Below are 12,988 nucleotides of genomic sequence, written 5' to 3' on the forward strand. Positions count from 1 at the left end.
GTAACGAAAAGGGCACGACCGTGAGGCCGTGCCCTTCTTCTGCCTGCGTCAGGCTAGCCTGGCGAGACGCGTATCAGCCCAGCAGCTCCTTGGCCTGCTTCACCACGTTCTCGCGGGTGAAACCGAAGTGCTTGAACAGCGCCTCCGCCGGGGCGGACTCGCCGAACGTGGTCATGCCGATCACGCGGCCGTCGAGGCCCACGTACTTGTACCAGTAGTCGGCGTGGCCGGCCTCGATGGCGATGCGCTTGGTCACCGCACGCGGCAGCACCTTCTCGCGGTACTCGGCCTCCTGGCCGTCGAAGCGGTAGGCCGAGGGCATCGAGACCACGCGTACGGCGCGGCCCTGGCCTTCCAGCTCGGCGGCGGCCTCCATGGCCAGCGCCACTTCGGAGCCGGTGGCGATCAGGATCAGCTCGGGGGTGCCCTCGCTGTCCTTGAGCACATAGGCGCCGCGCTGGATCTCGGCCAGCTGCTGCTTGCTGCGCTGCTGGTGCGGCAGGTTCTGGCGCGACAGCACCAGCGCGGTAGGGCCGGAGTTGCGCTTGATTGCGGCGTCCCAGGCGGCGGCGGTCTCGACCGCGTCGCAGGGACGCCAGGTGCACAGGTTGGGCGTGCTGCGCAGCTGGGTCAGCTGCTCGATCGGCTGGTGGGTGGGGCCGTCCTCGCCCAGGCCGATGGAGTCGTGGGTAAACACGTAGATGGCGCGCTTGCCCATCAAGGCCGCCATGCGCACGGCGTTGCGCATGTACTCCATGAAGATCAGGAAGGTGGCGCCGTAGGGGATGAAGCCGCCGTGCAGCACGATGCCGTTCATGATCGCGCCCATGCCGAACTCGCGCACGCCGTAGTGCAGGTAGTTGCCGCTTGGGTTCTCGCGGGAGATCGGCTTGGCGCCGCTCCAGAAGGTCAGGTTGGAGGGTGCCAGGTCGGCGCTGCCGCCGAGCAGCTCAGGCAGCTGCGGGCCGAGCTCGTTGAGGCACAGCAGCGACGCCTTGCGCGTGGCGATGGTCTCGCCCTTCTGCTGCATCTTCTCGATGAAGGCCTCGCTGGTGATTTCCGCCGGCAGCTTGCACTGAGTGCGGCGGCTGAACTCGCGGGCAAGCTCAGGATGTTCGTCGCGGTAGCGGGCGAAGCGCGCCTGCCAGTCGTCTTGCTGCGCCTTGCCACGCTCGCGGGCATCCCAGGCCTGGTAGATTGGCTCGGGCACATGGAACGGCGGATGCGGCCAGTTCAGCTGCTGACGCGCGGCGGCCACTTCCTCGTCGCCCAGCGGGGCGCCGTGGGCCTCTTCCTTGCCCTGCTTGTTGGGGGCGCCGAAGCCGATGATGGTCTTGCAGATGATCAGGCTCGGCTTCTCTTCGTGGCTGCGCGCCAGCTCGATCGCCGCCTTGATCTGCTCGGGGTCGTGGCCGTCGACGTTGGGCACCACGTGCCAGCCATAGGCCTCGAAGCGCTTGGCGGTGTCGTCGGTAAACCAGCCCTCGATCTCGCCGTCGATGGAGATGCCGTTGGCGTCGTAGAACACCGTGAGCTTGCCCAGCCCCAGGGTGCCGGCCAGCGAGCACACCTCGTGGGAAATACCTTCCATCAGGCAGCCGTCGCCGGCGAAGCAGTAGGTCTGGTGGTCGACGAGGGTGTGGCCGGGGCGGTTGAACTGTGCCGCCAGGGTCTTCTCGGCGATGGCCATGCCCACGGCGTTGGCCAGGCCCTGGCCCAGCGGGCCGGTGGTGGTCTCCACGCCGGGAGCGTAGCCGAACTCGGGGTGGCCGGCGGTCTTGGAGTGCAGCTGGCGGAAGTTGCGCAGCTGCTCGAGCTCTAGCTCGTAGCCGGACAGGTGCAGCAGGGAGTAGAGCAGCATCGAACCGTGGCCGTTCGACAGGATGAAGCGGTCGCGGTCGGGCCATTTCGGATCGCTGGGGTTGTGCTTCAGGTAGTCGTTCCACAGCACTTCAGCGATGTCGGCCATGCCCATGGGCGCGCCGGGATGGCCGGATTTCGCCTTCTGGACGGCATCCATGGAAAGGGCACGAATGGCATTGGCCAGTTCGAAACGGGATGGCATGTTGGGTTAGCTCCTCGCCTGCGGCAGAATGGGGCGATTCGTTGGCGGGGCCGCGGGGCCTGCCGCTACGCTTTCTGGCTGGGCGCCGCAGGGTGACACGGCGCGATCAGTTTGGTCGCTCATTGTCGCCGACTTGCCGCCGGTCATCAAATGACGGGTGCCACCGAAAGTGGCTCCGTGTAAACTCGGGCCCCCATCGAGGGGCGACTGCCGGGCAGGAAGCCGGGCCACGTGCGCAGCCGAGGGGGCTGTCATTCTGGCTTGTACAGCGCCGCTGCGCTTTTTGCCGAAACACAGAGGGTCGAGAAGGCCATGAGCGAATACACCCTGTTCACCTCCGAGTCCGTGTCCGAAGGGCACCCGGACAAGATCGCCGACCAGATCTCCGATGCGGTGCTGGATGCCATCATCGCCCGCGACAAGCACGCCCGGGTGGCCTGCGAGACGCTGGTCAAGACCGGCGTGGCGATCGTTGCCGGTGAGATCTCCACCTCGGCCTGGGTCGATCTGGAGGAGCTGGTGCGCCGGGTGATCATCGACATCGGCTACACCTCCTCGGAAGTGGGCTTCGACGGCGAGACCTGCGGCGTGCTCAATCTGATCGGCAAGCAGAGCGTGGACATCGCCCAGGGGGTGGACCGCAGCCGGCCGGAGGACCAGGGTGCGGGCGACCAGGGCCTGATGTTCGGCTACGCCACCAACGAGACCGAGTCCTTGATGCCGGCGCCGATCCACTACGCCCACCGCCTGGTAGAGCGCCAGGCCGAGCTGCGTAAGCACGGGCTGCTGCCATGGCTGCGCCCGGACGCCAAGAGCCAGGTCACCTTCCGCTACGACGAGGCGGGCATGCCGTGCGGCGTCGAGGCGGTGGTGCTGTCGACCCAGCACGCCCCGGAGATCGACCAGGAAGAGCTGCGGCGCATGGTCCGGCGCGAGATCATCGAGGTGGTGATCCCCGCCGAGTGGCTCTCCGAGTCGACCCAGTACCACATCAATCCCACCGGCAAGTTCGTCATCGGTGGCCCGGTGGGCGACTGCGGCCTGACCGGGCGCAAGATCATCGTCGATACCTACGGCGGCATGGCGCGCCACGGCGGCGGCGCCTTCTCGGGCAAGGACCCCTCCAAGGTCGATCGCAGCGCCGCCTACGCCGGACGTTACGTGGCCAAGAACATCGTCGCCGCCGGCCTGGCCGACCGCTGCGAGATCCAGGTCTCCTACGCCATCGGCGTGGCCGAGCCGACCTCGGTGTCGATCAACACCTTCGGCACCGGCAAGGTAGACGAGGCGCGCATCATCGAGCTGGTGCGCGAGCACTTCGACCTGCGCCCCTACGCCATCACCCGCATGCTCGATCTGCTGCACCCCATGTATCAGCTCACCGCTGCCTACGGCCACTTCGGCCGCGAGCCTTTCGAGACCAGCTACTGCTGGAAGGACACCAAGGGCCAGGAGCATACCGAGACCTTCACCGCTTTCCCCTGGGAGCGTACCGACCGCGCCGCGGCCCTGCGACAGGCCGCCGGGCTGTAAGCTTCGGCGCGACGATTGCGAAGAGCAGTCGCAACGCGCTGTTAAAAAAGCGCTGTCGGCAAGCCCCATCACGACGCCCGGCCCAGTGCCGGGCGTCGTCGTTTCGAGACGAGCGGGCCCTTGCGTGAAGCCATCGGCTTGGCACGCAGGGCCGCGCTGGGCCTATAGTAGGTGTCACCGTTTCCGCTCGAGAGAGGTGATGCATGAACCAGCCCGCCGTTTCCGCCGCGACCGCGCAGGACTTCAAGGTCGCCGACATCAGCCTGGCCGACTGGGGGCGGCGTGAGATCCGCATCGCCGAGACCGAGATGCCGGCGCTGATGAAGATCCGCGCCAAATACCGCGACGAGCAGCCGCTGGCCGGCGCGCGCATCGCCGGCTGCATCCATATGACCATTCAGACGGCGGTGCTGATCGAGACCCTGGTCGACCTGGGGGCGTCGGTGCGCTGGTCGTCGTGCAACATCTTCTCGACCCAGGATCACGCCGCCGCCGCCATCGCCGCCGCCGGCATCCCGGTGTTCGCCTGGAAGGGCGAGACGGAAGAGGAGTTCTGGTGGTGCATCGAGCAAACGGTGGAGGGCCCCGACGGCTGGACCCCCAACATGGTGCTCGACGACGGCGGCGACCTCACCGCGCTGCTGCACGACAAGCGCCCCGAGCTGCTCGACGCCATTCACGGCATCTCCGAGGAGACCACCACCGGCGTGCATCGCCTGCAGGAGATGCTGCGCGACCGCACGCTCAAGGTGCCGGCGATCAACGTCAACGACGCCGTGACCAAGTCGAAGAACGACAACAAGTACGGCTGCCGCCACTCGCTCAACGATGCCATCAAGCGCGGCCTCGACCACCTGCTGGCGGGCAAGCAGGCGCTGGTGGTGGGCTACGGCGACGTGGGCAAGGGCTCGGCGGCCTCGCTGCGCCAGGAGGGCATGATCGTCAAGGTCGCCGAGATCGACCCCATCTGCGCCATGCAGGCGTGCATGGACGGCTATGAAGTGGTGTCGCCCTATGTCGACGGCGTCAACCGCGGCAAGCAGAGCGTCGACCAGGCCTTGCTCTCGCGCATCGACCTGGTGGTGACCTGCACCGGCAACATCGAGGCCTGCGACGCCGCCATGCTCGAGGCGCTCAAACCCGGCGCGGTGGTGTGCAACATCGGCCACTTCGACAACGAGATCGACACCGGCTACATGCGCCGCCACTGGCACTGGGAGGAGGTCAAGCCGCAGGTGCACAAGGTCTATCGCGACAGCAAGCCCGGGCATTTCGACCCCGCCAGCAGCGACTACCTGCTGCTGCTCTCCGAGGGGCGCCTGGTCAACCTGGGCAACGCCACCGGGCACCCCTCGCGGGTGATGGACGGCTCCTTCGCCAACCAGGTGCTGGCGCAGATCCACCTCTATCAGCAGCGCTTCGCCGACCTGCCGCCGGCCGAGAAGGAGGGCGGTCTGGCCGTCACCGTGCTGCCGCGCCATCTCGACGAGGAGGTGGCCCGCTACATGGTCGAGGGCTTCGGCGGCGTGCTCACGCAGATGACCGAGCAGCAGGCCAAGTACACCGGCGTGCCGGTGGCGGGGCCGTACAAGCCGGACGCCTATCGCTACTGATACGCTGCGCAGAGATGAGAAGAGCAGAGCAGAGCATTAACAACGCCGCCCGCGGGCGGCGTTGTTGCGCTTGCAGCGGGGCATGCTGGCGCTTCGCTTGAGGGGCTTTCGGGCGTCGGCTAGCTTTCAGCATACCCGCAGGGCCGCAAGCGCGGTGCCTGCGGGGTTCCACGTGCCGAGCCCATAGAGGAGTGAGCGAGATGGATTTTGGTCACTACAAGGCGTGTATCGAAGCCTGCCATGTCTGCGCGGCCTACTGCGACCGCTGCGCGACGTCGTGCCTGCAGGAGGAGGATGTCCAGATGATGGCGGAGTGCATTCGCCTGGACATGCAGTGCGCGCAGATCTGCCGCCTGGCGGCGTCCTTCATGGCCCAGGACAGCGAGTATGCCAACCAGCTGTGCCGCCTGTGCGCCGACATCTGCAAGGCGTGCGCGGACGAATGCGCCAAGCACGAGGCCGACCACTGCCGGCAGTGCGCCGAGGCCTGCCGGCGCTGCGCCGAGGCGTGCATCGCCATGGCGTCGCACTGAGCCGCGGCTGTGGCGTCAGCCGACGCCGGCCAGCCCCATCAGCAGCTGCAGGTAGAGCGGGATCAGCAGCGGGGCGGCCAGGGTGGTGGCCAACACCGCCAGGGCGCCCTTCTCCGGCTTGATGCCGAGCTCCATGGCCACCACCACCACATTAGCCGCCATCGGTACCACGCCCAGCAGCAGCAGGGCCAGGGCCAGTTCGTCGGGCAGCGGCAGCAGCGCCTGCAGCACCAGCACCGTCCCCAGCATCAGCCATGGCCACAGGCCGAAGCGTACCGCCACGCAGCCGGCCATGAAGCGCAGGTCGATTTCGCGGAAGGTCACCCGGCCCAGCGTCATGCCGATGATCATCATGCCGAGCAGGGTATAGGTGGCCGGGAATACCGCCAGGCTCTCCAACAGCGCGGTCGGGAGCGTCACGCCGAGGCCGCTGACCACCAGCGCGGCGAGGAAGGCGTAGATCAGCGGCAGCCGCACGATCTTGCGCAGGCTCTCCCTCACCGAGAACTGGCCGCGGGCGCTGAGATAGAAACCGACGGTGAACTCGTAGAGGGTGATGCCGAGGATGCAGAAGAGGTACAGCGTGACCCCTTCGGGCGGCAGCAGGATCATGGCGATGGGCAGGCCGAAGTAGCCGGTGTTGCCGGTGCCCGAGGAGAAGGCCAGCAGGGCGCTCTCCTGAGGTGACAGGAAGCGCTTCGCCAGCGGGTTGATGGCGGCGGCGACGAGGCTTGCCAGCAGAAAGAAGGCGACGGTGAGCAGCAGGTAGAAGGGCGTGGGGCCGCCCAGCAGCAGGCCGCGGAAGAAGGTCAGCGGCGCGATCAGGTAGATCAGCAGGGTGGCGATCGGGCGCGGGTCGATGGCTAGGCGCCGTGCGGCCAGCCAGCCCAGGCCGACAAAGGCCAGCAGCGTCCAGAGGGGGCCCATCAGGGCGCCAGGGTCGATCGTCATCCTTGCCATTCCCATGCCGAAAGCCGCCATGATGCCTGTCGGCAGGGCGGCTGTCAGCCTGGTGGATCGGCCCTGGCCGGATGGGCCAGGGGGGCGCTTAGGCGTGGTTCAGCCGTTCAGAAACCACTTAGCCGTTGCGCCGGCTCGAGCTGGCCTGATCGGCCTTGTCGTCGATGTTCTCCTTGTGTGCGGTCTTGTCCCGGGTCGCCTGGGCGCCGCCTACCGGCGTGGCGTCCCGCCGGGTGTCGATGCCGGGCTTCTTGCCGCTGTGCTTCTGGTCGTCCACGTTGGCATCGGGGCGGTAGACCTCGCCGCTGTCGGAGGACGCCTGGCTGCCCTGTGCGGGCGCATCATCCGGGGTGTCGCGCTCGGTCAGCCGGCGCGCCTTGTCGCGCATCGCTTCACCTTCCTTGGCGTCGATGTCGGTGGTCCGCTGGCCTGCGGGGGGTGTGCGGGACTTCTCCATGCTTGTCTCCTTACAACGCAGCGAAACGAAAGGTCCTCGAAAACCCAAGGTCCTCGAAACGGAAGGCCTTCTAAGCGAACGCTCAGCCCTTGCCTTCGTCGCCCATAGTGAAGGAGGGCGGGTCGCTGGCGGGGAAGGTTTCGGCATTGGCCTCGTCCAGCTCGCGCTCCTCCTGCTGAATCTCGGCCTCGTCGGGCGAGAGTTCGGCATAGCCGGGTTCCAGCGTCCAGCGCTGGTCGCGCAAGGCCAGCAGCGACCGGGGTACCCAGAAGCGGCTGCCTGTCTCGGTGATGATGCCGAGCTTGTCGGCATCGCTGGCGTCGGCCACCTTGCCGACCTGCCTGCCGGCATCGTCGTGCACGGGAGTGCCGGTGAGAATATCCTGGGTCATGGGTTCCCTCCTCGTCGCCTAGATCTCATCGCCTTGGGCCACTGCCGGGAGCGGCTTGCGTCTCCAGAAGACGGTACGTGCCTCTTGAGACGGTACGCATCTCTCCAGGTGCTCCAGGCGATGACGTCGCCATCGTGGCGCTTCTTTCAGGGTCGTCAGCTGGGCGAATACGGTCAATGTGGCGCAGATATCTTTTTGTTACGCGGCTGTGTTTCCGGCGCCTGGTGTCGGTGGCAGGCGGCTGCCTGCCTGCATGGGGATGGCGTTGGTTGGCGTCCATGTCGTCGGCGAGCGGCAGCTTGTCGCGGTCGTTGCATGACCCTCGCTCATGTTGTGGCGCGAAACTTTTCATTGGTCAGCCATCGGGCGGGGCGGCAGAATGCCCTTTTCCAAGATCCTCCAAGATCCCAGAACGATCCATTTCAGTGCCGAGCCGGCGCGCCTACGCAGTCACGAGGTTTCCATGAGCACGTCTCCCCCGCTAGGTATCAGCTTCGAGTTCTTCCCCCCGAACACCGAGGCAGGGCGTGAGAAACTGGTGGGAGTGCGCGATGCGCTGACGGCTCGGGCGCCGCGCTTCTTCTCGGTGACCTACGGCGCCGGCGGTTCGACCCAGGAGCGCACCCTTACCACGGTGCGCCAGGTACGTAGCTCGGGTATCGCCACCGCGCCCCATCTCTCCTGCATCGGCAGCGAAAAGGCTCAGCTTCGCAGGCTGCTGGCGCAGTACCGCGAAGAGGGCATCGACAGCCTGGTGGCCCTGCGCGGCGACCTGCCCTCCGGCATGGGCGGCATCGGCGAGCTGCGCTACGCCAACGAGCTGGTCGAGTTCATTCGTGAAGAAACCGGCGATCACTTCGAGATCGCCGTGGCGGCTTACCCCGAGTCGCACCCCCAGGCGGCGAGCTTCGAGCGCGACCTGGAGAACTTCGCCCGCAAGGTCAAGGCGGGGGCGAACCTGGCCATTACCCAGTATTTCTTCTCCGCGGACGCCTACTTCCACTTCGTCGAGCGCGCCCAGGCGCTGGGGGTAGACGCCCCCATCGTGCCCGGCATCATGCCGATCACCAACTACACCAAGCTGGCGCGCTTCTCCGACGCCTGCGGCGCCGAGATCCCGCGCTGGGTGCGCAAGCAGCTCGAAGCCTACGGTGATGACAGCGAGGCCATCGCCGACTTCGGCACCGAGGTGGTGTCGCGGCTGTGCCAGCGCCTGCTCGACGGCGGCGCCCCGGGCCTGCACTTCTACACCCTCAACCAGGCCGATCCCTGCCTGCGCATCCTCGACAATCTGCGCTGACCCGGCATGGCGCCTCGGCGTATCTGCGTCTAGCCTGTTCTGGCAAGTCCAAGGAATCAGGAACAGGAGGACGCCAGATGCGCCAGGCCAGACTGACAGGAGTTGCCGCGGCGGTAGCGCTGCTTGCCGCAGGAGTGGGACAGGCCCAGGCCCAGGAGGGCCATGAGGTCGAGATGAACTGGGTCAGCATCGACGGCATCGAGGAGTCGATCGGCACCATCACCCTGGAAGACACCGACCACGGCTTGCTGCTTACCCCCGAGCTGCGCGAGATGCCGCCGGGTGTCTATGGATTCCATGTGCACGAGAACCCCAGCTGCGAGCCAGGCGAGAACGAGCAGGGCGAGATGACCGCTGCCGGCGAGGCGGGCGGGCACTACGACCCCGAGGAAGCGGACAGCCACCAGGGCCCCTACGGTGACGGCCACCTCGGCGACCTGCCGGTGCTGGTGGTCGACGAGGATGGCGAGGCCAACCTGCCGGTGCTGGCGCCGCGTCTGAGCCTCGACGACGTGCAGGGCCGCAGCCTGATGATTCACCAGGGTGGCGACACCTACAGTGACGAGCCGGAGTTGGGTGGCGGCGGCGCCCGCATGGCCTGCGGTGTGATCGAGTCCTGAGTGAGGGTGTGAAACGCCAGACAGACAAGGGCCCCGCCTAGGCGGGGCCCTTGTGCTGTTGCCGTGGAGGCTGGCTGAGCGGTCAGTTCGACACGCTGGGTTTCGCCTTCAGCGCGGCCGCCTGCCAGATGAACACCAGCCCGCCGATGCCGACGCCGAGCAGGTCGGTCATCCAGCCGCCGGCAATCATCGACAGGGCGGCGGCCAGCAGCAACACGCGCTGCACGAGGTTGACGCCGCCGTTGAGGAACCAGCCCTGCACCGCGGCGGCCAGCAGGTAGATACCCACGCCGGCGGTAATTGCTACGCGCAGGATCTGCATCCAGGTGCCGTCCATCAGCAGCGCCGGGCTGTAGAAGAACATGAAGGGCACGATGAATGCGGCCAGGCCGAACTTGAAGGAGGTCATCGCCGTCTTCAGCGGGTCGGTGTTGGAGATGGCCGCCGCCGCATAGCCGGCCAGCGCCACCGGCGGGGTGATGGCCGACAGCACCGCGTAGTAGAACACGAAGAAGTGCGCCACCAGCGGCGGAATGCCGATCTGCTGCAGGCCCGGTGCCACCACCGAGGCGGCCACTGCGTAGGCGGCCGTAGTGGGCATGCCCATGCCGAGCAGGATCGAGATGCACATGGCGAAGAACAGCGCCAGCAGGTGGCTGGTGTCGGCGATGCCCAGCAGCATCGACGCGAAGCGCGCGCCCACCCCGGTCAGGGCGATGACCCCGACGATGATGCCGGCGCAGGCACATACCGCGATCAGCGGAATGGCCATGCGTGCACCCAGCGACAGCGCGTTGAGCAGCGCCTTGGGCCCCATCCAGTAAGGCGTGAACCAGGACACCACCGCGGCGCTGATCATTGCCAGGGTACCGGCACGGATCACCGAGTAGCCCATGAACAGGGTGCCGATCAGGATCAGGATGGGCAGGAACAGGTAGACCTGCTTGACCATCTGGCCGAACACCGGCAGCTGGTCGCGGGGCAGGCCCTGCATGCCTCCACGGCGCGCTTCTAGGTCGACCATCAGGTAGATCGAGAGGAAGTAGAGCGCGGCCGGGATCAGTGCGGCAATCGCGATTTCGGTGTAGGGAATGCCGGTGATCTCGGCCATGATGAAGGCGCCTGCGCCCATGATCGGCGGCACGATCTGGCCACCGGTGGAGGCCGCGGCTTCAATGCCGCCGGCGCTGCGCGGATGGTAGCCCACCTTCTTCATCAGCGGGATGGTCAGCGAGCCGGTGGCGACCACGTTGCCCGCCGAGGTGCCGTTGATCATGCCCATCAGGCCGGAGGCGAACACCGCCACCTTGGCCGGGCCGCCACGGGTTCGCCCGGCCGCGGCGAAGGCGAAGTTGACGAAGTAGTCACCCACGCGCGACGCCTGCAGGAAGGCGGCAAAAGTGATGAACAGAATAATGTAGGTCGACGAGACTGCGGTGGTCGGACCCAGGATGCCGTTGTCGGTATACAGATAGGTGAAGAAACGCTGCGGCGAGTAGCCGCGGTGCTCCAGCAGGCCGGGCAGGTAGGGGCCGGCAAAGGCATAGAGCAGGAATACGGCGGTGATGATGATCAGCGCCAGGCCTGCCACGCGCCGGGTCAGCTCCATGATCAGCGCCACGCCCACGGCCGAGACGATCAGCTCGGTCTGGCCGGCGAAGGGGGTGCCGGCGGCCATGCGCCAGCGCTGCAGCACGAACAGCAGATAGGCGGCCACGAGGATCGAGGCGACGATCAGGATGGCGTCGGCCCAGTGGATCGAGCGGCTCGAACTGCGCCACACCCAGCTGCTGATCATGGCGATGGTGGCAGCGATAGCCAGTGCCCAGCTCATGTGCACCAGCACCCAGGCGGCGGGCGCCGTGCCCTGCGCTTCACGCAGAAACCACGCGTAGGCCATGGTCGCGGTGGCGTAGAGGATGGCGGCGGTAGCAGGGATCAGCGCCAGCCACTCGACGCGGGCGATGCGCACGCTGGCGGGGCTGCGGTCCAGGGTCATGGCCGCCGTGATGGCGAACCCGACGGCCAGGCCGCCGGCCACGTGAAGGATGCGGAAGGCCCAGGTCTCGATGGGGGCGACGTTGAGCGCATAGAGGTGCATGGCCGTGAACAGCACGCAGGCGGCGAAGACCGTCTGGCCGACCAGGCCGGAAAGTACGCGCTCGTTGTGGGCGATGGGTATGTCAGCGACGCCTTCGGTACCGATCTTCGAGGCGGCGTTTTCAGGTTGGGTTTCGTGGGTCATGCCGGGTTGCCTTGAGGGTTACGGTGGCCTGCAGTGGCGCAAGGCGGTGACGCCGGCCCATGGCCGGCGTCGGTGGCGGGCTGATCAGCCGCGCAGATCTTCCGGGATGTCGTAGCCGTTCTCTTCGAACCAGCGTACGGCGCCCGGATGCCAGGGCAGGAAGGTGTTGAACTCGAAGTTCTCGGCCACCGTCTCGCTGGCGGCACCGTGGATCTGCACCATGCGATCATTGTTCTCCATCACGGTCTTGGTCACTTCATAGACCAGTGACTCCGGCATGTCCTTGTGCGTGATGGCGAAGTTCCAGATCGAGACGGCGGTCAGGTCCTCGTCCAGGCTGCTGTAGACGGAGGCCGGGATGCTGGCCGGCGAGAGTTCAGGGAAGTCGCCCAGGAACTGCGCCATCTCTTCCTCGGTGAAAGAGAAGATGTTGACGTTGGCCTGTGCCTCGAGCTGGTTGAAGGCGGAAATCGGCACGCCGGCGGCGAAGGCGAAGGCGTCGATCAAGCCGTCCTGCAGCTGGCCCGCCTGGTCGGCGGCACCGCCGTTGCGCGAGCGCACGTCGAGGCCGAGCTTCTCGAACAGCTGCGGATAGTACATGTCCGAGGTGCCCCCCGCCGGGCCGACGCCGACGGTCTTGCCGTCCAGGTCGGAGACGGAGTTGATGCCGGAGCCGGCCATGGCAATGATCTGCAGCGTGGTCTGGTACATCGGGAACACCGCGCGCAGGTCGGTATGCTCGATGCCCGGCGCCAGCTCGCTGCGACCGGTCCACGCCTCGTAGGCCGGGCCCATGGTCACCATGCCGAAATCATGCTCACCCATCTGCACGAGCGTGGCGTTCTGCACCGGGCCGCCGGTCACTTCGGCGCCGAACGGGACGCCGATGGCGTCGCCCACCATGTTGGCCCAGCCGGAGCCGTAGATGTAGTAGGTGCCGCCCTGGCTGGCGGTGCCCACGGTCAGGCTGCGCGGCCAGTCGCTGCGGTCTTGCGCCTGGGCGCCGCCGGCGACCAGGGCCGCACCGAGAACGGAGGTGGCGAACAGTTTGGAGGCGGTAATACGCATGGAAGTACTCCGGTTGCCTTGTCGTTATGTGGACGCACCGGAGAGGCGCGCCCAAGAGAGATGCTGGCGTTACGCCTTCCTTTGAGCAAGGTTGGCGCCAATTCCGGGGTATCCATTTATTAACAATAAGTTGGAAATATCTTTTTCGACCAAAGTCGGAAGGCTTTGGGGGCGTGCTGGATGGAAGTTCGCATGGTGGGCCC

At 66.8% G+C, this 12,988-nt stretch carries 11 protein-coding genes; 5 read left to right on the top strand and 6 right to left on the bottom strand.

The window, feature by feature from the left end; genetic code table 11:
• Positions 1–73: 73 nt before the first annotated feature.
• Entirely contained in the window at positions 74–2,065 is a 1,992-nt protein-coding gene (gene tkt, locus ACT7B3_RS01590; protein WP_445156639.1) for a transketolase, read from the bottom strand.
• A gap of 312 nt (positions 2,066–2,377) precedes the next feature.
• Between tkt and metK the strand changes: the two genes are divergently transcribed.
• The 3 genes from metK to ACT7B3_RS01605 all read left to right on the top strand — a co-directional run bounded on the left by metK (position 2,378) and on the right by ACT7B3_RS01605 (position 5,744).
• Complete coding sequence (gene metK / locus ACT7B3_RS01595) at positions 2,378–3,598, top strand: methionine adenosyltransferase (RefSeq protein ID WP_445156640.1); 1,221 nt, start codon at positions 2,378–2,380, stop codon at positions 3,596–3,598.
• Between the two features lie 203 nt (positions 3,599–3,801).
• Positions 3,802–5,211 carry an adenosylhomocysteinase gene (gene ahcY / locus ACT7B3_RS01600; protein WP_445156641.1) on the top strand — a complete coding sequence of 470 codons (1,410 nt, stop codon included), beginning with the start codon at positions 3,802–3,804 and terminating at the stop codon, positions 5,209–5,211.
• Positions 5,212–5,411: 200 nt separating this feature from the next.
• Entirely contained in the window at positions 5,412–5,744 is a 333-nt protein-coding gene (locus tag ACT7B3_RS01605) for a four-helix bundle copper-binding protein (RefSeq protein ID WP_444678612.1), read from the top strand.
• 15 nt (positions 5,745–5,759) lie between these two features.
• On the opposite strand, the gene ACT7B3_RS01610 is transcribed toward ACT7B3_RS01605, so the two are convergent.
• The 3 genes from ACT7B3_RS01610 to ACT7B3_RS01620 all read right to left on the bottom strand — a co-directional run bounded on the left by ACT7B3_RS01610 (position 5,760) and on the right by ACT7B3_RS01620 (position 7,552).
• Positions 5,760–6,695, bottom strand: coding sequence for an AEC family transporter (locus ACT7B3_RS01610; RefSeq protein ID WP_445156642.1), 936 nt, complete (start codon positions 6,693–6,695; stop codon positions 5,760–5,762).
• 127 nt (positions 6,696–6,822) lie between these two features.
• On the bottom strand, positions 6,823–7,161 hold the full coding sequence (locus ACT7B3_RS01615) for a hypothetical protein (protein ID WP_445156643.1): 339 nt from the start codon (positions 7,159–7,161) through the stop codon (positions 6,823–6,825).
• 82 nt (positions 7,162–7,243) lie between these two features.
• Positions 7,244–7,552, bottom strand: a complete 309-nt coding sequence (locus ACT7B3_RS01620; RefSeq protein WP_444678610.1) for a hypothetical protein — start codon at positions 7,550–7,552, stop codon at positions 7,244–7,246.
• A 463-nt stretch (positions 7,553–8,015) separates the two neighbouring features.
• Here ACT7B3_RS01620 and metF point away from each other — a divergent pair, with 463 nt between their 5' ends.
• Both metF and sodC read left to right on the top strand, forming a co-directional pair.
• A complete protein-coding gene (gene metF / locus ACT7B3_RS01625) occupies positions 8,016–8,852 on the top strand; it encodes a methylenetetrahydrofolate reductase [NAD(P)H] (protein ID WP_445156644.1) in 837 nt (278 codons plus the stop codon).
• Positions 8,853–8,929: 77 nt separating this feature from the next.
• Positions 8,930–9,472, top strand: coding sequence for a superoxide dismutase [Cu-Zn] SodC (gene sodC, locus ACT7B3_RS01630; RefSeq protein WP_444678609.1), 543 nt, complete (start codon positions 8,930–8,932; stop codon positions 9,470–9,472).
• Between the two features lie 82 nt (positions 9,473–9,554).
• Here sodC and ACT7B3_RS01635 read toward each other — a convergent pair whose 3' ends face one another.
• Positions 9,555–11,717, bottom strand: coding sequence for a TRAP transporter permease (locus ACT7B3_RS01635; RefSeq protein WP_445156645.1), 2,163 nt, complete (start codon positions 11,715–11,717; stop codon positions 9,555–9,557).
• 84 nt (positions 11,718–11,801) lie between these two features.
• Entirely contained in the window at positions 11,802–12,785 is a 984-nt protein-coding gene (locus tag ACT7B3_RS01640) for a TAXI family TRAP transporter solute-binding subunit (RefSeq protein WP_445156646.1), read from the bottom strand.
• Positions 12,786–12,988 lie beyond the last annotated feature (203 nt).

Source organism: Halomonas sp. E14 (assembly GCF_052568415.1).